This window comes from Sedimenticola hydrogenitrophicus, from assembly GCF_029017505.1.
GTDB classification, from domain to species: Bacteria; Pseudomonadota; Gammaproteobacteria; order Chromatiales; family Chromatiaceae; genus Sedimenticola; species Sedimenticola hydrogenitrophicus_A.
Genome location: NZ_JAQGEI010000054.1, coordinates 1 through 22,066, shown reverse-complemented (window position 1 = coordinate 22,066; position 22,066 = coordinate 1). Strand labels below are relative to the sequence as shown.

The window sequence follows — 22,066 nt, the reverse complement described above, 5'->3', positions numbered from 1 at the left end:
GTAGTAATTGGTTTCCGATACGGGTCGTGAACCCAGCGGCCAAACTATTTCTCCCTTGTTATCCTGGGCATTCCGTTGCCACACATCTCCAAAAGGTCTTTACCCGGAACAGATCGGCTGTAATAGAAGCCTTGTGCAAAATCACAACCCAACGATTTCAACATGCTCTCCTGCGCAGCCGACTCGATACCTTCTGCAACCACTTTCAGATGCAGGCTATGAGCCATCGCAATAATGGCTGATGGAATCGCATTACCATGTTCAGTACCCATGTTCCTGACAAATGAAAGATCGATCTTCAGCACATTAACAGGAAAGTCCTGTAGATAGGCGAGGCTGGAATAGCCTGTACCGAAATCGTCGATAGAGAGTCGAATACCAATTTCACTGAGATCACGCAAAATGCTCAGATTGGCTTCACTATGCTGCATAAGCAGGCTTTCGGTAATCTCCAGTTCAAGTTGGTTCGGCGGTAACTGAAATTCATTGATGACACCATGAGTTGCTTCTACAAAGCCGGCCGAATGCAATTGTGGAACTGAGATGTTAACGGACATGCGCAAATGGCCATATCCTGCATCATGCCACCGCTTCAGTTCCTTACAACTCTGACGCAGCCCCCACTCGCCAAGCTCTTTGATAAGTCCATTTGATTCTGCCACCGGAATAAACTCCGCTGGAGAGATCAATGCGCCATCCTGTCTGCACCATCGCATAAGCGCCTCAGCGCCGATAATTTCCCCGGAAACAAGATCGATCTGTGGTTGGTACTCCATATACAATTCCCGGTCCCTTATCGCCTCCCTGAGTAAATTGGACAAATTGAGACGGGCATGCGCATTCTCGTTTAAATCGGAGGTATACAACTTGATTTCCGCCCTGCCAGATCGCTTGGCATGATACATCGCGGTATCGGCATTGCGCATCAGTGTATCAGCATCAATTCCGTCATCCGGGAAGATTGCCACCCCAATACTGGATCCGACGTGGAGATTATATTCATCAACACTAAAAGGCTCACGCAGCGAATCGAAAACCTTCCTGGCAATCAGATTGATCTCTTCATCGCAATCATGAATGGGAAGACAGAGAATAAATTCATCACCTCCAAATCTTGCGACAGTATCCTCATTTCGCAAACAATCCTTTAGCCTCAGGGCAACTTCCCGCAGTAACTCGTCGCCGACATGATGTCCCAGAGAATCATTCACAATCTTAAACTGATCCAGATCGAGGAACATCAATATCACTTTTTCATTACGCCGCCCTGCTTGTGCGATTAACAGGTTGAGGCGATCCTCAAGTAAAACCCGGTTAGGCAGGTCGGTCAATGAATCATGGGTCGCTATATAGCGAACTTGCGCTTCTATTCGCTTTCTTTCCTCTATCTCATGCCGCAGAGAGTTGTTCACATCGACCAACTCCTGAGTTCGCATCCTGATGCCCAAATCAAGGCTTTTACGCAACTCGGCCAGTTCAAGGTGAGTCTTGACGCGTGCCAGCATCTCTTCAATTTGAATCGGCTTGGTAATGTAATCGACCCCACCCATGGAAAACCCGGAGACCTTGTCAGAAGTGTCCGTCAAGGCACTCATGAATATCACGGGAATATCACTCAACTCGGGTACGGCCTTTATTCGGCGGCACGTTTCAAATCCATCAATGCCGGGCATCATCACATCCAGCAGAATAAGGTCAGGTTTGGGTAGATGAGCCCGTCCAAGTCGTTGAAGGGCTCCCTGGCCATCTTGTGCCACAGCCACCTTGATATTCTGCCCCTCAAGGCAGTCAACCAGCAGCTTGAGATTGGCGGGATTATCGTCGACCAACAGGATTGTGTTGCTTTTCATCTCAGCTCGCGACCTGTTTGATTAATGCACCTAATGCCCTGGCCGTAACGTTTGTTTTCTCAGCGCGAAGCGATCGGAAGATTTTTTTCATGAGTCGCTCCGCATCTATCGTTGATCCAGGCTAGGGAAGGACACGATTATCCTTTAATAATCCCGCTGCTCTTCGAATCCTATGGGAGCAATTTATTATTGTTTTTGGAAAAACAGATCCATTCCATATCTATAGGTATTATATAGGCCATCCATCAATAAACTTTAATAATATAAGGGTATTAGTCATTTAAATACCTAATATTTACAAATCTTTTGATCCATGAGGGGAAGACACCGCCATCGTGCTGAAAACCTGACCCTGATTACGGGTTGAGACGACCTTTAGTCCAGTGGGGAGATGTCAAGTTTCGTTATCGGTCGATAGCGGCCGATCCTTTTCGAATAAAGGTCTCTGGCCTGAATGGTACTTACTTAAGCCAGGAACCACCGTCATCCCGGCGCAGGCCGGGATCCAGACTGTTTAATGGTGGCGGTATTCCTGGATTCAGGCATGCGCCGAAATGACGAAAATCCTGCGATTCGCTTTAACTAAGTGCCATTCGACTCTGGCCTTTTTAACTTTAAGAGCGTATCGGTTGCTGATGCCATAACGCATAGAAAAAGCACGCGAGAATCACCCCGGCTACTTGTCCAGCAGATATTGAGTGTTCTGCTTGCGCTTGATCACCTAGCGCATTTCTGTCGGGCCGCGCGGTCGTTTGGACAGCCACGATGCACGCTCGACTGTCGAATTTTTATACACGCCCCTGCCGAGCCCTCACGCAAGTATCTGGTTTAACTGAAAATGTTATTTGGGCGCGAAAATTGCCTACCCGTCTGCGGAGATAGCGTGGCGCAAAGCGCCGAGTGAGGCAGGAAATGAACATCCAGCATACGTTTCGAATCCTTGTCACGGGCTTGCTGCTGAGCCTTCCCATTCCGTCCTTTGCGAGCATCCTGTTCCAGGCGGATCTCACCGCCGACCAGGAGGTGCCAACGCCGGGCGATGCGACGGCCAGCGGTAGTGCCACGCTGGTGCTCAACGACGCCATGGATCGCCTGGAGATCTCGATCCAGCTGTTCGGCCTCGATCTCGACGGTCTGCAGACCGCCGACATCTTCGACAACGTGACCGCGGCACACATCCACAGTGCCCCGGCCGGCACCGCCGGCGCGGTCGTGTTCGGCTTCATCAACCCGAACAACGATACGAACAGCGATCTCGTGATCGATGCGGTGGCCGGGACGATCTTTTCCGCCTGGGATCTTGCCGAAGGCCTCAATACGACGCTGGCGGCGCAACTGCCGAACCTGTTCGCCACCGGCTTGTACATCAACGTGCATACCCCCGCCTTTCCCGCCGGAGCCATTCGTGGCCAGGTGGAGCGCGTGGCCGAACCGGCCGTGCTGAGCCTGTTTGGCCTCGCCTTCGCAGTGCTCGCCTGGGTGCGCCGACGGACCTGAGGTATCGCCACACAAATATGCGAGTGCATCGTTTACTCCGGCTTCGGGTAGCTCATGACGATGGAGAATTGACATGGTGAAGCCAGCAAAGAACACGATTTGTCTTTGGTACGATAACGACGCCGAGGAAGCGGCGCGCTTTTACGCCAAGACCTTCCCCGATTCATCCGTCGGCGCGGTGTACCGAGCCCCGGGAGACTTTCCGTCCGGCAAGCAAGGGGATGTATTGACGGTCGAGTTTAGCGTAATGGGCATTCCCTGCCTCGGGCTCAATGGCGGACCCGCGTTCCAGCACAATGAAGCGTTCTCGTTTCAGGTCGCAACCGCTGACCAAGCCGAAACGGATCGCTACTGGAACGCGATCGTCGGCAACGGTGGCCAGGAGAGCGCGTGCGGCTGGTGCAAGGACAAGTGGGGTTTATCCTGGCAGATTACGCCGGTCGCCCTGACGAAAGCGATCAGCGATCCCGATGCTGCTGCGGCCAAGCGCGCGTTTGATGCGATGATGCAGATGACAAGGATCGACATCGCTGCAATCGAGGCGGCGCGCCGCGGTTGAGGTTGGATCTACTGTACCAATGGGGTCCATATCAATGGACCCCATTGGTCTCTCGTGCGAGCGGGCTTGCGGGATGACGGGGATTCACCAGGGGAGTTCTTCACCGCGGTAATCCAGGAATTTCCCCGAGTCCTTGGGCGTCAACCCGCGCACCACGCCGATGATCTCGGCGATGGTTTCGCTCGGGCTTTGCGGCGCCTGCGGACCACCCATGTCGGTACGGACCCAGCCTGGACTTATCACGACGCAGATGAATCCCTCGGGCCGGAGTTCCGCGGCCAGCGTCCGGGTGAACATGTTGAGGGCGGCCTTGCTCTCCCGATAACCGTACGCCGCCCCCCGCGTGTTGCGCTCGAGGCTGGCAAGATCGCTGGTGATGTTGACAATGGTCCTGCCGTCGCCGCGGCGAAGCGACGGCAGCAGCGTCTGGGTCACGCGCATCGGCCCCAGCGTATTGACTTGAAAATAGCGGTCGAGCGCGTCGGCATCGACTTCTTCGAGCCGGTACAGCCAACTGCCAATGCCCGCGTTGTTGATCAGGATATCCACCGGCAGATCGCCGATCCGCGCCCTGAATTGTTTCACGGACGCGCTATCGGCTACATCCAGCCGCTCAATCCTGACCCCCAGCTTGCGCAGATCATCGGCCGCTTCGGGTCGCCGTACGGTTGCGATGACGGTGGCGCCAGCCGCCGCGAATTGGCGCGAGAATTCCAGGCCGAGCCCGCGATTGGCCCCGGTGATGACCACGGTCGGTTGGGGATGTTTCGCTTCCGCGACGGATTGGTCTGCCTCCTCCGCGGCAATCGGAGCACCGACCGGGAAGAAACAGGCAATCAAAACAGCGATAATAGACAGTCGCCGGACCTGGCACATACAATATATCCTTTGGGCTGCGTAAGGCATCGCCTCGAAAGCGATGCCGCAATACGGGTTACCGAGCATTTTGCCTCCGTTGCTTGCACGGTACAACCGGGTACGACGGTCATCCGGGTGATTGTTGAATGAAGTTTTTAACCTCATCGCGCAGGGATTTTCTCAAGACCGTCGCGGGACTCGCGGTATCGGGCAAATCGCTCGCACGAACCCACGGGCCGCTTCAGCGGCCGGTATTGATTGTGGGAGGCGGTCTGGCCGGGCTCGCGGTGCTCGATGCGCTGAAGGCCGCTGGCCGGCAAGCGGTACTTTTCGAGGCGTCGCCGCGCGTCGGGGGCCGCATCCTGACGATACGTGACGGATTGGAGCCGGGGCTTCGCGCCGAAGCCGGCGGCGAACAGGTCATGCGAAGCCACCAACGCGTGCGTCGGCTCGCCGGCGACTTGCGAATCCCGCTGATCGACTACCCGTTCCTCCAAGGGGATCTCGTATTCCGCCACCGCGGCCGCATGGTCCGTTTCCGTCTTCCGTCCGACCTCCCCGCCGATTTGACCGACGGGCTGTCACCGCTGGAAAAAACCCGGTGGCCGTTCCGCCTGCACCTTGCGTATACCGAGAATGCCGACCCGGTGGCCGATGACGACCCCCGAAGCGCCCTGCAGTGGCTCCGGGATCTCGGGATTTCGCGACGCGGCGAAACGTTCGTTCGGGCCTTCGCCGCGGTTGATCCGGAGCAAACCAGCGCCGCGCATTTCCTGCGCATCGTGCGCCGCGAGGCCGCCGGCGGAAACTCGCAGGTGCTGGCGGGCGGCAGCGATCGCCTGACCGAGGCATTGGCCGCACGACATGCGCAATCGATCCGGCGAAACACGCCAATCAGGACCGTGATGATCGGCGAGAACACGGCGACGCTCCTGGATGCCGGTGGCGTGGCCCACGTCGCCGATCAGGTCGTGCTGGCGCTGCCGCTCGGGCCGTTACTGAGCCTGGACTACCGGCCGGGGCAACCACGGTGGCTGTCGCGCTGGGGTGAAGCGCGGGTCGTCGCGCATGAATTGAAGGTGCACGCGCAAGTGGATGCCCAGGAGTTCGCGGCGCTTGGAATCCGCCAGCACATCATGGGGTTTGGATTTCCGAGAATGACGTGGCTACTTCCGGAGCATTCGGCGAACGGTAAAGCGGTGCTCAACGCCACGGCGGTCAACCGGCAACTTCCGCTGCTCCAGGAGGCGCGGTTTAGCGGCGTCCAGGCAATGGACCGGCTGCTAAGGCAGCGACTTCCCCTGCTGCGCACCGTAGAGGTGACGACGCGCGGGGAAGACTGGGTGACCAATCCACTGATCGGCGGGGCTTACACCTATGTTCCCGCAGGATCGTGGGGTTCGCCGCCGGTGCTGCGTGAAGGCCCACTGGTTCTCGCGGGATCGGACTACTCTGATTATTCGGGTTGGATGGAGGGCGCCCTGCAATCCGCTGAAGCGGCTGTCACCGAGATCCTCCGGTAGTAGTTCATCGGGCATATCGAGTGGCCAGGGCACGGGAGAGCTGCCCACGCTGCCTGGCTAATGGCCATCGATGTAGTTTTTGGCGCCAAAGGTGCGAATCAAATTGGGATAGTTGGCCATCAACCCTGTCATCAGCATTCCGTTCACCATCGCTTCCGATAACATGATCAACGGCAGGAACACCAGGTATTCATACATGAGTTTCTGCAGGGAATAGACATCGGCCGATGAGTACAACAAAACCGTCGCAAGCACCATGGCCGCCACCGACAGGCCGGCTCCCAGAAAAACAGTACCCAACAGGTACACGAAGAGGTTTTTTGGCAGCAGTCGCCGGATCAGCAAATGGTGCCCGTAGCTCACCAACTGCGTATTCCGGCGAAGTTGAACAGCGATTCCGGACGAACGTGAACACCTGATTTCACAACGCATCACGCGGAGGGATTATTACCCCAGGTGTTCATCTTCAGTCAACTGGCCGAGGATCTTGCGCATCGACTCGCCCTTGAGTTGAAGCCTGTGGGCGTTATGCATCAGCCGGTCGAGGATGGCGTCGGCGAGCGTGCTGTCGCCGATACTGGCGTACCACTGGTCGGTGGGCAGCTGACTGATCATGAGGGTGGCGGTGTGGCCGTGACGGTCATCCATGATCTCCATCAGGTCATTGCGGTTGGCCGGGGTCAGCGGCTCCAGTCCCCAGTCATCGATGATCAGTAACTGGATCTTGGCCAACTGCTGGAGCTGCTTATGGTAGCTGCCGTCGGCCTTGGCCTGGGTAAGCTCCAGGAACAGCCGTGAGAGACGGTAATAACGCACGCTGTAGCTCTGCAGGCAGGCGTTGTGTCCCAGGGCGCAGGCGAGGTAGGTCTTGCCACTGCCGCAGGGGCCGGTGATCAGGAGGTTCTGGGCGCGCAGGATCCATTCACCCTGGGCCAGCCGGGCGATCTGCGCCGGGCTGATGTTGCGCGGATGCTGGTAGTCGATCTCCTGCACCCTGGCGCCGAGCTTGAAACGGGCCTGGCGGATGAGCCGTTCGTGGCGGCGCTGATCACGGCTCAGCCACTCCTGATCGAGCAGCAGGGCAAGGCGTTCGACAAAGGGCAGTTGCTCATAGGTGCCGACCTGTTCGAGCTGGGTCTGCAGGGCGGCGGCCATGCCGGAGAGTTTGAGTTGACGCAGCCGCGTCAGGGTTTGTGTGCTCATGGTGTGGTCTCCTTCGGATCAGTGGAAGTTCTTCGGGCCACGGATGTTCTCGTGGTCCTGGGGAAGCTCGGCCACCAAGCTGAGCTGTTCGGGCAGTCGATCGCGGTTGCTCCGGAGGATCGACGAGACCTGTTTGAGGCGCACCAGCCCCGCGCGGTTGGCGATGCGGCAGGCGGCGTCGAGCCGCTGGGTGGGATAGTCGCGGCTGAGACTGAGCAGACCGAGACAGACCCGGTAGGCCTGTTCGGGGTGGTCCCGGGACTGGAGCTGGGCATCGACCCAGCGCAGCACCTCCGGGCCGATATCCTGGGCCCAGTTCTTCAGCCGCCCCGGTGTCCACTGCTGGTGTTTGCGGTGGCGTTGGGGCATGTGGGCCGCCTCGGTGGTAGTCCCGGGGCGGTGCTTGCGGGGATGGGCAGCCACCTGTTGGCCGCGGAAGTAGAGGCGGATGAGCGTATCGCTGGCGTGCAGCTCCAGGGTCTCGCCGACGTACTGGTGGGGCACCGAGTAGTGGTGCTGCTCGTACTGGACGTGGTAGTCGATGTTGACCTTGACCGGCTTGATGGCCACGTAGTGGTAGGGGTGGCAGGGCAAGGGCCGCAGCGCCGGCTGGTCGAGCTGCGCGAAGGCCTCGCGACGGTTGCCGGGTAGCTGTTTGAAGGGCTTGAGGTTGAGCTCATCAAGCAGGGTGCGGATGCACTGATTCAGTTCCGCCAGGGAGAAGAAGCTGTGATGGCGCAGGCGGGCCAGTATCCAGCGCTCGACGACCTGCACCCCCACCTCGGCCTTGGCCTTGTCTTTTGGTTTGTAGGGTCGTGCCGGCACCACGGCCAGCTGATAGTGCGCGGCCAGCTGTTGATAGCTGGGGTTGAGGTCCGGATCGTAGCGACAGGCACGGCTGACGCCGCTTTTGAGGTTATCCGGGACCACCATGGCGGGGGTGCCGCCAAAGTACTCGAACGCCCGCACATGGCTGCCCAGCCAGTCGGGCAGCGCCTGGCTCCAGGTCGCCTCGGCATAGGTGTAGTTGGAGGCGCCGAGCACCGCAACAAAGACCTGGGCGGAGCGGAACTCACCTGTGTCAGCGCAGATGATGGGCACCGTCTGGCCACAGTAGTCGACGAAGCACTTCTCACCGGCCCGGTGGCTTTGGCGCATGGAGCGCTTCTGCAGTCCCCGCCAATGCGTGTAGCGGTCGCAGAACTGGGAGTAGCTGTAGCAGCGATTGGGGTACTGCCGGGTGTACTCCTCCCACAGTAGCTGCTTGGTCATCCCCTTGCGCTTGAGCTCCTGGTGGAGGCTCGCCCAGTCGGGAACCTGGTAACGGGAGGAGACGCGGGTGTCGGCCTCGGGATAGAACAGCCGGGCCAGTTGGCTGTCGTCGAGCTCGGCCGGCAACGGCCAGTCAAGCTCCAGTGCCTTGGCCTGGGCCAGCAGCTTTTGGATGGCGCCGACACTGACCTTGGTGCTGGCGTTGATAGCACGGATCGACAGCCCGGCCGACAACCGTAAGCGGAGAATATCTCGGATTTTTCGCATTGCAGTCCTCTTCGCAGGCATGGCCTCTCCCCAAAAAGCGAGAGAGGGTACCAAAAAGATTGAAAAACAATGCGTTGGAAAGGATTCCGGTCGAACGTGAACGGTGATTCCGGGATCGTGAACACCGATTCCGGAAAAACGGAAAAAGTGTTCATCTTGCGCCGGAATGGGTGTTCACGTTCGACCAGAACAGGTGTTCACGTTGAACCGGAATGGGTGTTCAGGTTGGGCCAGAATATGCACCAACACGGGTATCAGGATCATCAGCAGCCCCCTGACCGGGAAATCATCCCACCCCAGATGCCCGACAAATACCATCGCCAGCAGCGCCAGGCTCATGGCAACCACCGCCAGCGCCCAGCCGAACATCAGGGCCACCAGTGTCGCCCCCAAAATATGAATGCTTAATCCCGGGGAGATGCCCGCCCGCATCTGCCAGAGTCCGATCAGTAGCACCGTTGCGCCCAGAAACAGGTGTTGCAACAGCCGTTGCGAGAGGAGCTTACGCCAGGGTGCGGCCCACATGGCCAACAACAGTCCAATGCCGTAGAGCAGCAGACATAACCACCATTCCCAACCGCTGTTCAGTCCCTCACTTAGCATGCGGATAATCCTTTAGCATGGCCGCTTTTACACAACCCCGGGCACCCATGATTCGCTGCCAACGAAATGGCGAGGGTCTTACATAGTATAAACCAGCCGAAATCTTTCGCTATCTGCGCCTACTACAATTTTTTACAGCTATAGGGCCAAATGATCTTGGTATTGTCGGGATAGGTCTCTCTCGTATCGAGTATATAGGAGATGGGAATGGCTTTTAATGCTTTCGGGAGTGTACGTATGGACTGCGAGTCAAATGGTGGATGCTTGCAGTAAAGGGCATTGGGGTCCATCCAAATTAAATTGTGGATGTCCCGGTTTTTGGTTTTTGCGGGTTTTTTGCGTGAGAGAAAATCGAAGATGCACTAATCAAGGTGATGCAGGTCAGTGTGTCAGTACCTTGAGTCAAAGATATCAGCCGATGGCGTGGCTCTAATCATATATTCGGTAGCAGTTTCTGCCAGATTCTTTGGCTTGATACATGGCGGTATCGGCCTTTTTTATACAGCTTTCCATATCCTGATCATCTGGAGACAGCAGGGAAATACCTATACTTACGCCCATCTTATACTGAGAGCCTTTCAGAACGAAAGGCTGACCAATGGCAGCAATTATTTTTTCCGCCATCTTGCTGACGACCTCTTCGGAGGTAACATCTACAAGGATGATGCTGAACTCATCGCCGCCAAGGCGGGCTACTGTATCTGTCGCGCGGATACATTGCAGAAGACGATTGCCCACCTCAACAAGGGCCTGATCACCCCACTCATGACCCAGTTCATCATTGATAAGTTTGAAGTGGTCAAGATCCAGCATCAACACGGCCATAAGACTATTATTGCGATGTACCTGTGCCATCGCCTGTTGCAGGCGGTCATAAAACAGTGCCCGGTTGGGTAGTCTTGTAAGATGGTCATGGTAGGCCATGTTATTGATTATTTCTTCTGCCTGCTTGCGTTCCGTGATGTCGAGATGTAACCCGACATAGTGGGTGATGACATCATCATCGTCTTTGACGGCGGTGATCGTAAGCCACTTGGGATATATCTCACCATTCTTACGTCGGTCCCATACTTCTCCCTGCCATTTTCCAGTGCGATTGAGGGTCTCCCACATCTCACGATAAAAATCCGCATCGTGACGACCTGATTTAAGCAGATTCGGTGTTTGGCCAACGACTTCCTCTGATGTGTAACCAGTAGTGTTCGTGAAAGCGCGGTTGATCTTCAGGATCACACTATTCGCATCGGTGATCACCATGCTTTCCTGAGATTCAAACGCAGCTGTAGTGATGCGAAGTTCGTTCTCGACCAGCTTACGTTCAGTGATGTCATGAATGATCGAAAAAAACAGGCTCTTGCCCTTGTCGATCACAGTTGAAATATGTGCCTCTACCGTACGAATGGATCCATTGGCCAGACGGTGCTCAAAGGTAAATATATTCTGTTCCCCAGTAATTGCTCTCTTTCTTATTGGATGGATTTCTGACTCTTGTTGTGCATTGATCCGGCTTACGCTCATACCACGCAAGCTTTCCAATGGGTAACCATAAAATTGCGCTGCTGCAGGATTGGCATCAACGATGATGCCGAACTGGTAATCAATCAATAACATGACATCATGATGTAGTTCGAACAATTGGCGAAAATAGGCTTCGCTTTCCAGCAACGCCTGATAACTTAACTTATGCTGTTCAGAGTCCGCCACCGCATCATACTCCGTGGTAATTTTATCGGCACAAATATTAAAGGGGTCTATGAATATGATTGGTCATCAAGCACCACGCATACAGCTTTGCACCCAGTTCTATCTTCCATTCTCTTACGTATTCCAAATAGAATTGGTAATCCTGGTCCACTACTTATACCGCATTTCGATTATGCCCTCTCTGTACAATATGATGCGGGATATCCGGCATCAATACTCTTGCCTTCCTTGGCATAGCAACCTCCGTAATGCTTTAGAAAAATAAATGCGTCCCGAATGGCGCTGACTCAAGCGGATTCGTATCCAATGTAGGGTGGGTTAGGCGCGTTGTTTGCGCCGTAACCCACCAACCGTGCCGTCAGGCACACCTTAAACAAACGGGTTGTATTGCTGCGCAACGCCTGGTGAGTTACGCAAAAAACGCTAACCCACCCTACATTTGAGCTTACGTCAGTGCCATTCAATGGGTCCCCTTTTCCGTTCTTTGTCGGGAACCGGCTGCCGGATTATAGCACCGCCATCACCCCGTCCCAGAACTCGATGCGGGCCTGGATGGCGGTCAGCGCCGCGGCTTCCGCCTCCTCGATCCTGTCGGGTTCGTCACCGCACAACTGTTCCAGAAGCGCCAGGGACAACGGGCCATGGTGGTCCCCGTCGAGATGAATGTGGCGTTCCAGGTAATAGTGGAAGGCCGGAGCCTGCCCCGGCCCGATATCCATTCTGGCAATCAGGGCCCGGAACATCGGCGGGATGATGTGCTCCCGCCCCAGGGCAAAGGCGGCGGCGATGACGTGGGGCCGGCGGCTGTCGATGAATGCGAAGGTCTGGTGCATGAAGGCCCGTGCCGGTTCCGGCAGGTCGGCGACCGGCAGTACATCGCGAATCCCTTCCCGGCGCACCCGATCGACGAAGACTTCGGCGCGGGAGGTATCCGCCCCCACCTCTTTCATCCCCTGCAGGTACAACTCATAGTGGCTGGCGTAGGTGATCTCGCCATCCCCGCCCGGAAGCCCCTGGTCACACTCCTCCTCGATGACAATGTCATTGATAAAACGGCAGTAACGGGCATGGTCCGGCAGCAAGTTCACCGGCGTCCATGGTGAGCGCGACGGGGCGAGGTAGTGTTGCAACTCTTTCAGCAGGGACATGAAATCCCAAACCGAGAAGACATGCTGGGCCATGAAGGCGCGTAGACTCTCCATGTCCCGGACCCGGGCGTAAACTGGGTGGTTCTCCAATTCGACGCGCAGGGCGCGAACACGTTCCAGGGGGAACCAGGTTGGGTTTTGCGGGGACTTGAGGCTCATCAAAGGACTCCAACGCGATCGAAACAGCACCGTATCGACGCGTACCAGTTGATAAAGAGATTTTTGTGGGTTGTGTTAACCCGATCGTTGTAAAAATCGGCCTGTAGGAGGCCCGCCCCCGGGCCGAAATCGCGGCGCGGCGCCGCTCCTGCAGGTGCAATGCCAGATTTCACCGGCGGTGCATTCCAGGAAACCATGCAACAGGTCTATTTCATCCAGCGAAAGACGGATTGAAACAAATCATAAGGCCTTAATTAGTGTCCATCCAGAAACGCACGTAGTTTAAATTGTCGTCACCCCGGCGGAGGCCGGAGTCCAGGGGATTCAACAAGTTACTGGATTCCATCCTCAGGTCCGTAAACGGTGCGTCCCTGCACCACTCCTCCGGCATTCGCCGGAATGACGATTTCTGTAGTTTCTGGATAGGCACTAATTAATGCAACCATTGGGCTAAGCCGACGATAATAAGACTTTGCTTATATTATGACAAGCGCTGAAGACTCATTCGAATTGAGGAACGCCGGTAACTCCGGCGGGAACTCCAGGACACCCGTCGCTAACAAGTGCACTCCCCACAAATCGATACGCTCATGGCCTGACGAACCCTGCTCGCGTTCAATCCCTCTCCAAGCAGGGTGTGGAGTTTGGTGAACGCGGCCTCCAATGTCAGGTCGGCGCCGGGGATAACGCCGATCGGATTGAGGCTGGCGCCGGTGGCGTAGACACCTTGATCGATTTTTCCCTGGATGCATTGGGAGATGTTGAGAATGACTTTACCCTGCTCTACCGCGCGGCCCAGCACCCGAAGTAGCGACGGGTTATTATCGGGTACATTGCCCACGCCATAGGTCTGCAGGATCAAGCCACGCACGTTGTCCGGCTCCAGGTGGCTTTCGATAACCCGGGCGGATATGCCCGGGTATATCTGCGCCACGCTCACCGCATCGGCAGCGAATGCCGGCAGGAGAAATTCACGTCTGCCAGGTTTCAGCAGCAAGTGACGTTTCAGATCGATATGAATACCGACTTGTCCCAGCCAGGGGTGATTGGGGGAATCGAAGGCGTCAAAGCCGGCGCTTTTGAGCTTCGTGCTGCGATTGCCGCGCAGTAGTCGGCCGTCGAAGTAGATGCACACTTCTGAGATCTCCGCGCGACCGGCCAGCATCAGCGCGGTCACCAGATTGTCGAGGGCATCATTACGTGTTTCAGTCAGCGGGATCTGCGAGCCGGTCACGATGACCGGCTTATCGATGCCGCGCAACATAAACGACAAAGCCGAGGCGGTATAGGCCATGGTGTCGGTGCCATGCAGGATGACGAAACCATCGTAGGCGTCCCACTGCTCGACGATCCTGCCACCGATGCGGCCCCAGTCCGAGGGAACCAGGTTGGCGCTGTCGATGAGCGCATCGAGTTCGATCAGCTCATACTCGGGTAACTGGTGGCTGGCGCGGGTCTGCAAATGCGCCTTCATCAGGCGCCCGAATCCCCGGATCGGTACATAGCCCCGATCCGAGGGTTGCATGCCGATGGTGCCGCCGGTGTAAAGCACCAGAACGCGCGGTTTCATGCCAGGCCGATGGGCGAATGTTGGGGTTGGGGTGCCAGCATGGATTGCGGGCTCAGCAATAGCTCCAGTTTCGCTTCATCGAGCAAACCTTCCGCCAGCACCAGCTCGCGCACGGTGGCGCCGGTATGCAACGCCTGGGCGGCGATGCGCGACGAATTGGCGTAGCCGATATGGGGCACCAGTGCGGTAATGCAGCCGATGCTGTTGTTCAGGTGTTGTGCGCAACGTTCGACGTCCGCCTCAATGCCGCGGATACAGCGATGTTCCAACATGGTACAGGCGGCCCCCAGCATCTTCATGGAGTTGAGCAGGTTGTAGATGATCAGGGGCTCCATCGCATTGAGCTGCAACTGGCCGGCTTCGGCGGCCAGGGTCACCGCCAGGTCATTGGCGATTACCTGATAGGCGCTTTGATTGACCGCCTCCGGAATCACCGGGTTGACCTTGCCCGGCATGATGGAGGAACCGGGTTGCATGGCTGGCAGACGGATCTCTCCAAAACCGGTACGGGGACCGCTGGAGAGCAGGCGCAGGTCGTTGGCGATCTTTCCCAGCTTGATCGCAAAGCGTCTCAGGATGCCGGAGAACAGCACGAACGCCCCCATATCGGAAGTCGCCTCCACCAGATTGGAGGCCGGTGTCAGGGGTTTGCCGGAAATCTCGGACAGATGACCTATCGCCAGCGCCGAGTAGTGCGGATGGGTGTTGATGCCGGTGCCGATGGCCGTGCCCCCCAGGTTGACCTCGGAGAGCAAGGTGCACGCTTCCCGCAGACGGTCCACATCCTCATTCAGGGTGACGGCAAACGCCTCGAACTCCTGGCCCAGGGTCATCGGCACGGCGTCCTGCAGTTGGGTACGTCCCATCTTCACCACGTCGGCGAACTCCGTCCCCCTTGCGATGACCCAGTTTTTCCAGTGCCAGATTGGCGATCACTTCGTTGGCGTTCATGTTGGTGGAGGTGCCGGCGCCGCCCTGGATCAAGTCCACCACAAACTGATCGTGCAGATGGCCCGCGCAGATCTGTTCGCAGGCGGCCACGATGGCATCCGCCTTGGCGGCACGCAGCAGTCCCAGCTCGGTATTGGCCTTGGCGGCGGCGGCCTTCACCATCGCCAGTGCATTCACCAGTTGCGGGAAGTGGCTGATCGGCACGCCGGTAATGGAAAAGTTGTCCAGCGCGCGCTGGGTCTGAATGCCGTACCAGGCATCGGCGGGGATCTCCATGTCGCCCAGAAGATCATGTTCCATTCGCATTTTCATTGGTGTTGGGTTCCGATATTGAGAGTAGATAGGGTTGCTTTCAGATCCGAATAGTACTTACTTAAGGCGAATTGCAGGATTTTCGTCATTCCATCCTTAGGTCCGTAACCGGTGCACCCATGCACCACTTCTCCGGCGCAGGCCGGGATCCAGACTGCTTAATGGTGGCGGTATTCCTGGATTCCGGCCTGCGCCGGAATGACGGTGATTCTTGACTTAAGTAAGTACCATTCGTTTCAGATCCCGTACTCCCGGAGGGTGATAGCCCTCCGGGAGTACGGGGATGACTCAGTTTTCCGCTGTGGCCAGGGAGACCTCCGTGGGCTCGTAGGTGGTATTGATTTGATCCTCCGGCTCCAACTGCCAGGCCGCGGGGTCAAGGTCGAGATCACGGAATGCGGCGGCGTCGAACAGCGGCTGTTCAATGCCCAACTGACGTTGCCGGTCGTAATCCTTCATCACCCGCAGGCCGGTCTTGAACAGCAGCGCCAGGGCCGCCAGATTGGCCAGGGCCAACAGCCCCATGGTGACATCGGCAAAGGCGAAGACGGTGCCCAAATCCATGATGGCGCCCAAGGAGCAGAGACAGATGATGGCGACCCGGAACGAGTTGAACAGCGTCTGGTTCTCCTCCTTGAAGAAGTTGAGGCTGTTTTCACCCAGGTAGTAGTTGTAGAGGATGGTGCTGAAGCCGAATAGCAGCAGCGCAATACTCACGTACATCCGTCCCCATTCGCCAACGTGGTCGACCAGGGCCATCTGGGTAAGCGCGACGCCGCCCACATCGCCGATAGTGGCGGGGTCGTAGATACCGCTCAGCAAGATGATGAAGGCGGTACAGGAGCAGAGGATCAGGGTATCGATAAACACCGAGAAGGATTGCACGATACCCTGATTGGCCGGGTGCGGGACATAGGCCACGGCCGCCACATTGGGGGCGCTGCCGAGTCCCGCTTCGTTGGAAAACAGGCCGCGTTTGACGCCCATCAGAATGGCGGCGCCGATACCGCCACCGATAGCCGGTTCCAGGCCGAATGCGCTTTTGACGATCAACATGAATACATCCGGCAATTTGTCGATATTGAGCCCGAGCACCACCAGCGCGATGGCCAGGTAGCCCAGCGCCATGACCGGCACCAGCACTTCGGCGACCTTGGCGATACGCTTGACACCGCCGAAGATAATCAGGCCCACGACCAGTGCCAGGGCAGTCCCGGTGTAATAGACGGAGATGCCGAAGGCGTCTTCAAACGAGGTGGCGATGGAGTAGGACTGCAATGCGGTAAAACCAAAACCGAAGGTGACCAGCAGCAGGATGGAGTAGAGCGTTGCCAACCACTTCCAGTTGCTGCCAAGCCCGCAGGCGATGTAATAGGCGGGTCCGCCGCGGTAGGTGCCGTCCGGTTCGGCCCGTTTGTAAAGCTGGGCGAGCGTGCACTCGAGGTAGCTGGTGGCCATGCCCATCAGGCCCACTACCCACATCCAGAAGATGGCGCCGGGTCCGCCCAGCGTGATGGCGATGGCCACACCGGCGATGTTGCCGCCGCCGACGCGACCGGCTACGGAAAGCAGCAGGGCCTGAAACGAGCTGAGGTGACCGTGCTGGTCCCGCTTGAAGGCGTGTTTGCTCCCCAGTATGCGGAACATGCTGCCGAAATAGCGGAACTGTACGAATCGAGAGAACAGGGTGAACCAGATACCGATACCAATCAGTACTGCGATGAGTACCTTGCCCCAGAGGAGGTCATTGAGTAGATCGAGCATATGAGTCTCCAAGTGCGACCGAAATCGCTTTTTATTGACGAGGAGCGCTATTTAACCAATTGGCCGGGCGTTAAAAAATTTGACGAAGTGGCGTGTTTTGGTGCAGTTTGGTGCTGTCACAGCATCTAACTGTTAAGGGTGATCTCTGTGCTGGGTTCCCGGGTTGTACTACTGTCAATGGCCATCTATTTTGACCCACTTTTGGCCAATAAAATTGACCCGCTTACTTCCGCTAAGTGCTTGATTTTTGCTTCAGACGATAGCTTTCACCTCCCAGCATAAAAATGTGTGAGTGATGGATGATCCGGTCGATGATCGGCACCGCCACGTTGTCGTCATGGAAGAACTCGCCCCAACTGGTGAAGTCCTTGTTGGTGGTCAGGATCACGGAGCGGTACTCATACAGGCTGTTGATCAGCTGGAACAGGTTGTAGCGGGCCTGCCGGGTCATGGGCAGGTAGCCCAGCTCATCGATGATCAGAACGTCATACTTGCTCAGCTGGTTCAGGCGCTTTTTCAGCTCGCCTTTCATTTCCGCCAGTTCCAGATCTTCGACCAGATCAAGCGCGGTGCGGAACAGCACCTTATACCCCGCCTGGACCGCCTTGTGGCCAAGGCCAATGGCCAGATGGGTTTTGCCCACCCCCGGCGGCCCGATGAACACCAGGTTGTCCCGGTTGTCGATGAAGCCAAAGTCCAGCAGGGCATGGACCTGGCGTTTGCTGATGGTGGTCTGATGCCGGTAATCGAAGGCCTCCAGGTGCTTCTCTGACGGGAACTGGGCCTGACGCAGATGGCGGGTGACACGGCTGTGAGTGCGTTCCTTGAGCTCATGTTCCGCCAGCAGCTGAGCGAAGTTCAGATACGACAGCTCATTGGCTTCCGCCTGGGCCAACAGGCTGGCCAAGTGGTTGGCCGTGGCGGTCAGCCGCAGGCTTCGGTATTGCGCTACAGCGCGTTCAAGCAGGCTCATGGTTCACCCCCTGGCCACCCGACTGGCCAACCCGTGCATAGGCACTCAGGTCAACCGGGCTGTCCGTATGCGGGGCATAAATCCGGTCCTGAATGGCGCGCCCCCGCACCCGGGCTTGTTGCCACGCCACCAGATGCCGCTTGAGACCCGTGGCCGTGAGCTCACTGCGTTCCACCAACTCACTGAGTAGCACCGTATCCACCGGCACGTGTTCCCGCAGCAAGTCACGGGCGGCGACCAGTTGGTCCTTGTAGATCCGTAGTGAGGTGCGTTTGAGCAATTGGCAGAGGGTTTCACCCAGGGAAGCGGGCAGTTGCTCCGTGATGGCCATCTCCAGATCGCTGATGCGCTGGGCATGATCGCGGTAGTGGTGGTTGTTCTTGATCATTCGCCCCTTCTCGGCACACAGGGCATGGGTGGCGATCAGCTCCCCGCTCTCCAGGTCATGGATCAGCAACTGGCCGTCCTGGGCGCAGACACCCACTTTGGACTGTTGCCAGACCATGGGTACCGAGTACTTGTTGGCCTTCCAGGAGATCAACCCGGTTTTGTCAGCCTGCCGTGTTTCCCCTGATGGGTCTGGCTGTAGCAGGCTCTGGGGCACCAGGTAGGGTTTAAGGTGGACGCGCTCATCCGCCTCGAAGTGCGCGCGTGGCTGACGACCGGTTGTGCCGTGGGTACGGGCATTGGCCACGGTCTCCAACCACTCATGCAGGTGCTGACGGACAGCCGCTTCACTCCGGAAGACCTCCCCATACAGGCAGTCCCGCTTCACGTATTTGACCCCGGATTCGACTTTGCCTTTGCTCTCCGGATCATAGCCTTCACAGGCGTGAATGCGGTAACCGACCGTGGTGGCATACTGGTGAAAGCGCTGGTTCAGCGTCAACTCGCGGTACTGCTCGTTAATCACCACCATCTTGGTCTGATCGTAAACACACTCCTCCGGCACGCCGCCAAAATAACGGAACGCCTCATCGTGCAGCTGAATGAAGCGTTCGGTATCCAGCGGACGGAAGGACAGGCCGACATACATCAGGCGAGTGCAGGACAGCACGAACACCACGAAGTGCAGCACGCGCTCCAGCCCCGCGACCATCACGCCCCTCAGCTCACCGGGATCGACCTGGCACTGCACGCCGGGCACCAGCTCCATGACCGGCTCGTAATAGCGCCATTGCCCGGCGGCCACCTGCTGCTTGAGTGCTTGCACATAGCGCCGAATACTGCGATCCGAGACCGGAATCTGACCCACCCTGTCCCGCAACCGTCGCGCCAGTTTGACGGCACTCAGCTGCGGAAAGGCCTTGAGCTGATGGATGAGATAATCCCGATGTTCGTCCAGTCGCTTGGTCCTGGATGGATCGGCCTTGGCCGCACTGATGGCCGTTTCGTCCATCTTCAAATACTTGCGCACCGTGTTCCGGGAGATCCCCAGTTGACGGCTAATGGCACGAACCGACTGCCCTTGACCGTTATCGTGTAACCCTTTGATTTTATGAATCACAACCCACTCCTTCAATGATCTGTCCCCGGCCTCTGGATAAGACCGGGAACACTACATGGCTGGGTGGCCAAAGCCACCCAGGGTGGGTCAAAATAAATGGCCAGTAGTGGGTCAGTTTAAATGGCCATTAACAACTACCATGGGGCTCGATTGATTGAGCGTCAGGAGGCGTCAGCGATCCATGAATGAGGATTTTGCCCGTAATCTGCGATTGCTTTGCAGCTATTACAAATCGATCGCGGAGGTGTGTCGCCGACTCAACATCAACCGCCCCCAATTCAACCGTTACCTCACCGGTCGCTACAAGCCCTCGGCCCACACCATGCTGCGGTTTTGCGACTTTTTTGGTGTTGAAGAACATGAGATTCTATTGCCGCACAATCAATTTCAGCGGCTGATCCAGGTGCGGCCACGCAAATCGAGCTTCGTGGAAGCCGAGCTGCCGGAGTTTCCCCATCTGAGGCGGTTGCAACAGATCGGCACCGCCGGCATGGACAGATATCTGGGGTACTATTTCGAGTATTACCTCTCCATGGCTTGTCCGGGAAGGATCTTGCGAACCCTGATCTATTTGGTGCGCCAGGGCGATAGTATCTATTACCAGCGCACCGAGCGCCTTCGGGAGCATCCGAAAGAGAAACCCTGCCATGGTATCTATCTCGGCATCGCCTATTTCCTGACCGACCGGATCTTTATGATCGATTACGAATCTCTGACCGGCCATGAAATCACCGAAACAATACTCTACCCCTCCTTCAGGAATCGGGTTTCGCGCCTCAATGGATTGAAGCTGGGGGTTTCCGGGAGTGGTGAACGTATGCCCAGCTGCATGCGGGTCACCTACGAATACCTGGGCAGTTCGGTCGATACCCACCGCGCCCTGTCGCTGTGCGGCCTCTACGAACTGGACTCGGATGAGATCGATTTATCCTTCAAGCATGCAGTCATCAATCGAATCGACGAAGGCGAGTGGCACTTCCGGGCGCGACACTGATAGGACAGTGCGTAACTATCCTGTAGCAATACATGGATTTCTGCCAGGGCTCGCTTTCTACCCTATTTACTGCCCCAAACCGAAGTGTGTCTGCACATCGGCAGTCTGGTGAACAATGCAGAGAATTTCTATGCCGGTGTGATCAATTTCGTAGAACACGACGTGCCTGCCTTGGGGAAAACTTCGAGAGCCCGGCATCAAATCATCCCGTGATTTCCCTATTTTAGGATTACGGGCCAGGTCGTCGAAGCAAGAAAAAAGCTCGGCTAAATAACGCTCCGCCTGCTCGATCCCCCACTCCTCAAGTGTGTAATCCCAGATTGTTTCGAGGTCATTCCGGGCGAGAGCGCGTAAACGATAGGAAACCATTACTTGGCTGACTTCTCACGCATTTCAACAAGGAATTGCTGAGGATCAAAGCCCTCTATGAGCGGACTGTCTTTGCTGGCCTGGAGTTTTGCTCTCAAGGCCTCAAGTTTCGCTTCATCTTCTTCGAGCCGGCGCAGCCCGGCACGCACCGCCTCGCTGACTGAACTGAAGCGACCTTCCTCAATCTTGTCGGACACGAATTTATCGAAATGGTCACCCAGCGTGACCGAGGTGTTTCTAGGCATAGTGCCTCCTGAAGGCTATCTGTATTAAATATTAATACAATTGCCGAATATTGCAACCATCCGGTCTTTCCAAGCAAGAGAATCAGCCCACCGGCCAGATCAGTGACTCCGGACGATGAGAAACTTAGGACGAATATCTGGGGTCAGATCAAACTTAATATCTGAATATCTGGAATATCTGGGGTCAGATGAAACTTTATCCATCTGTGTCGACAGGACAGGTTGCCCATCTTAGCCGCTCTCACACGCCTCCCATACAACTTTTCTATCTCACTCTTGAATCGTTCCCCACCTAGAGCCAGTCCCTTATTAACAATAAAGTTTCATCGGAGAGTAAGCCGGTTCCTTGCCAACGGTTAGGCCGAAGTTTGTATTCTCTGTTTGCCGCCTGGTTTCCCGGCGGTGCCACAATATCTCAGCCATGCATCGGTTCGTCCCCGGCTCCTCGCAGAACCGGACTTGGAGTGTTACACCATCCGGCTCCCAGCTTGAGTCTTCCACTTCGGCACAGGATAAAGGTCATGAACTCCTTCCTTATCCCGTCCACTCCGGGCGCCTTTCTTCCGTCCTGGCGCTCGAAGCTGGCGTGCAGTCCTTCCGGATCGAACAGCAGATCCATCGGGCGATGAACCGCAGGTGCGGTTCGCTACGCGCCTTCTGTGTGAAACGTTCGAGTCGTGTGCTCACGGGTTGCTCCTCTCTGTGTAGGTCCGTGTATCCCTCTCCCGTTATCTCAAG

The 22,066-nt window shown here is 56.8% G+C and carries 18 protein-coding genes and 1 pseudogene; 4 read left to right on the top strand and 15 right to left on the bottom strand.

The annotated features are described in order from the left end of the window. Positions 1-44: 44 nt before the first annotated feature. Positions 45-1,850, bottom strand: coding sequence for a GGDEF domain-containing response regulator (locus O9K64_RS22170; RefSeq protein ID WP_275100303.1), 1,806 nt, complete (start codon positions 1,848-1,850; stop codon positions 45-47). A gap of 912 nt (positions 1,851-2,762) precedes the next feature. On the opposite strand from O9K64_RS22170, the gene O9K64_RS22165 reads away from it, so the two are divergent. Together O9K64_RS22165 and O9K64_RS22160 are read left to right on the top strand one after the other, a co-directional pair. Continuing rightward, on the top strand, positions 2,763-3,347 hold the full coding sequence (locus O9K64_RS22165) for a CHRD domain-containing protein (RefSeq protein ID WP_275100302.1): 585 nt from the start codon (positions 2,763-2,765) through the stop codon (positions 3,345-3,347). Between the two features lie 73 nt (positions 3,348-3,420). Beyond that, the gene (locus O9K64_RS22160) at positions 3,421-3,906 is read left to right on the top strand and encodes a VOC family protein (protein ID WP_275100301.1); all 486 of its coding nucleotides are present in this window, start codon (positions 3,421-3,423) and stop codon (positions 3,904-3,906) included. Between the two features lie 84 nt (positions 3,907-3,990). On the opposite strand, the gene O9K64_RS22155 is transcribed toward O9K64_RS22160, so the two are convergent. Continuing rightward, a complete protein-coding gene (locus tag O9K64_RS22155; protein ID WP_275100300.1) occupies positions 3,991-4,851 on the bottom strand; it encodes an SDR family oxidoreductase in 861 nt (286 codons plus the stop codon). A 59-nt stretch (positions 4,852-4,910) separates the two neighbouring features. Between O9K64_RS22155 and O9K64_RS22150 the strand changes: the two genes are divergently transcribed. After that, entirely contained in the window at positions 4,911-6,287 is a 1,377-nt protein-coding gene (locus O9K64_RS22150; RefSeq protein ID WP_275100299.1) for a flavin monoamine oxidase family protein, read from the top strand. A gap of 57 nt (positions 6,288-6,344) precedes the next feature. Here the strand turns inward: O9K64_RS22150 and O9K64_RS22145 are convergent, their stop codons facing one another. The 11 genes and pseudogenes from O9K64_RS22145 to istA (O9K64_RS22095) all read right to left on the bottom strand — a co-directional run bounded on the left by O9K64_RS22145 (position 6,345) and on the right by istA (O9K64_RS22095) (position 19,720). Then, positions 6,345-6,650, bottom strand: a complete 306-nt coding sequence (locus O9K64_RS22145; RefSeq protein ID WP_275100298.1) for a hypothetical protein — start codon at positions 6,648-6,650, stop codon at positions 6,345-6,347. An 84-nt stretch (positions 6,651-6,734) separates the two neighbouring features. Continuing rightward, complete coding sequence (gene istB, locus O9K64_RS22140; protein WP_260291954.1) at positions 6,735-7,490, bottom strand: IS21-like element helper ATPase IstB; 756 nt, start codon at positions 7,488-7,490, stop codon at positions 6,735-6,737. An 18-nt stretch (positions 7,491-7,508) separates the two neighbouring features. Then, positions 7,509-9,050: an IS21 family transposase gene (gene istA / locus O9K64_RS22135; RefSeq protein WP_275100297.1), complete on the bottom strand. Its 1,542-nt coding sequence runs from the start codon at positions 9,048-9,050 to the stop codon at positions 7,509-7,511. A 153-nt stretch (positions 9,051-9,203) separates the two neighbouring features. After that, on the bottom strand, positions 9,204-9,632 hold the full coding sequence (locus O9K64_RS22130; protein WP_275100296.1) for an energy-coupling factor ABC transporter permease: 429 nt from the start codon (positions 9,630-9,632) through the stop codon (positions 9,204-9,206). Positions 9,633-10,061: 429 nt separating this feature from the next. After that, positions 10,062-11,336, bottom strand: coding sequence for a diguanylate cyclase domain-containing protein (locus O9K64_RS22125; protein WP_275100295.1), 1,275 nt, complete (start codon positions 11,334-11,336; stop codon positions 10,062-10,064). A 506-nt stretch (positions 11,337-11,842) separates the two neighbouring features. Further along, positions 11,843-12,643, bottom strand: coding sequence for a DUF3050 domain-containing protein (locus O9K64_RS22120; RefSeq protein WP_275100294.1), 801 nt, complete (start codon positions 12,641-12,643; stop codon positions 11,843-11,845). A 556-nt stretch (positions 12,644-13,199) separates the two neighbouring features. Then, positions 13,200-14,213, bottom strand: a complete 1,014-nt coding sequence (gene ansA, locus O9K64_RS22115; protein WP_275100292.1) for an asparaginase — start codon at positions 14,211-14,213, stop codon at positions 13,200-13,202. Beyond that, positions 14,210-15,476, bottom strand: a pseudogene (locus tag O9K64_RS22110) (lyase family protein). Before O9K64_RS22110 ends, ansA begins: the two are co-directional and overlap by 4 nt. Positions 15,477-15,764: 288 nt before the next feature. Continuing rightward, entirely contained in the window at positions 15,765-17,240 is a 1,476-nt protein-coding gene (locus O9K64_RS22105; RefSeq protein ID WP_275100291.1) for an alanine/glycine:cation symporter family protein, read from the bottom strand. 232 nt (positions 17,241-17,472) lie between these two features. Further along, a complete protein-coding gene (istB, locus tag O9K64_RS22100; protein ID WP_275100290.1) occupies positions 17,473-18,213 on the bottom strand; it encodes an IS21-like element helper ATPase IstB in 741 nt (246 codons plus the stop codon). Then, entirely contained in the window at positions 18,200-19,720 is a 1,521-nt protein-coding gene (istA, locus tag O9K64_RS22095; RefSeq protein WP_275100289.1) for an IS21 family transposase, read from the bottom strand. The genes istB (O9K64_RS22100) and istA (O9K64_RS22095) overlap by 14 nt, the downstream gene beginning before the upstream one ends. A gap of 181 nt (positions 19,721-19,901) precedes the next feature. On the opposite strand from istA (O9K64_RS22095), the gene O9K64_RS22090 reads away from it, so the two are divergent. After that, positions 19,902-20,714 (top strand): helix-turn-helix transcriptional regulator, encoded by an 813-nt coding sequence (locus tag O9K64_RS22090; RefSeq protein ID WP_275100288.1) that lies wholly within the window; start codon positions 19,902-19,904, stop codon positions 20,712-20,714. A 66-nt stretch (positions 20,715-20,780) separates the two neighbouring features. On the opposite strand, the gene O9K64_RS22085 is transcribed toward O9K64_RS22090, so the two are convergent. Together O9K64_RS22085 and O9K64_RS22080 are read right to left on the bottom strand one after the other, a co-directional pair. Next, positions 20,781-21,083 (bottom strand): type II toxin-antitoxin system RelE/ParE family toxin, encoded by a 303-nt coding sequence (locus O9K64_RS22085; protein ID WP_275100287.1) that lies wholly within the window; start codon positions 21,081-21,083, stop codon positions 20,781-20,783. Next, on the bottom strand, positions 21,083-21,328 hold the full coding sequence (locus O9K64_RS22080; RefSeq protein ID WP_275100286.1) for a type II toxin-antitoxin system ParD family antitoxin: 246 nt from the start codon (positions 21,326-21,328) through the stop codon (positions 21,083-21,085). Before O9K64_RS22080 ends, O9K64_RS22085 begins: the two co-directional genes overlap by 1 nt. Positions 21,329-22,066: the final 738 nt, after the last annotated feature.

Bases quoted from the DNA above. Each gene is read 5' to 3' on its own strand.
- O9K64_RS22170 (WP_275100303.1), bottom strand. From the start codon at position 1,850: ATGAAAAGCAACACAATCCTGTTGGTCGACGATAATCCCGCCAATCTC.
- O9K64_RS22165 (WP_275100302.1), top strand. From the start codon at position 2,763: ATGAACATCCAGCATACGTTTCGAATCCTTGTCACGGGCTTGCTGCTG.
- O9K64_RS22160 (WP_275100301.1), top strand. From the start codon at position 3,421: ATGGTGAAGCCAGCAAAGAACACGATTTGTCTTTGGTACGATAACGAC.
- O9K64_RS22155 (WP_275100300.1), bottom strand. From the start codon at position 4,851: ATGCTCGGTAACCCGTATTGCGGCATCGCTTTCGAGGCGATGCCTTAC.
- O9K64_RS22150 (WP_275100299.1), top strand. From the start codon at position 4,911: ATGAAGTTTTTAACCTCATCGCGCAGGGATTTTCTCAAGACCGTCGCG.
- istB (WP_260291954.1), bottom strand. From the start codon at position 7,490: ATGAGCACACAAACCCTGACGCGGCTGCGTCAACTCAAACTCTCCGGC.
- istA (WP_275100297.1), bottom strand. From the start codon at position 9,050: ATGCCTGCGAAGAGGACTGCAATGCGAAAAATCCGAGATATTCTCCGC.
- O9K64_RS22130 (WP_275100296.1), bottom strand. From the start codon at position 9,632: ATGCTAAGTGAGGGACTGAACAGCGGTTGGGAATGGTGGTTATGTCTG.
- O9K64_RS22120 (WP_275100294.1), bottom strand. From the start codon at position 12,643: ATGAGCCTCAAGTCCCCGCAAAACCCAACCTGGTTCCCCCTGGAACGT.
- ansA (WP_275100292.1), bottom strand. From the start codon at position 14,213: ATGAAACCGCGCGTTCTGGTGCTTTACACCGGCGGCACCATCGGCATG.
- O9K64_RS22105 (WP_275100291.1), bottom strand. From the start codon at position 17,240: ATGCTCGATCTACTCAATGACCTCCTCTGGGGCAAGGTACTCATCGCA.
- istB (WP_275100290.1), bottom strand. From the start codon at position 18,213: ATGAGCCTGCTTGAACGCGCTGTAGCGCAATACCGAAGCCTGCGGCTG.
- O9K64_RS22090 (WP_275100288.1), top strand. From the start codon at position 19,902: ATGAATGAGGATTTTGCCCGTAATCTGCGATTGCTTTGCAGCTATTAC.
- O9K64_RS22085 (WP_275100287.1), bottom strand. From the start codon at position 21,083: ATGGTTTCCTATCGTTTACGCGCTCTCGCCCGGAATGACCTCGAAACA.
- O9K64_RS22080 (WP_275100286.1), bottom strand. From the start codon at position 21,328: ATGCCTAGAAACACCTCGGTCACGCTGGGTGACCATTTCGATAAATTC.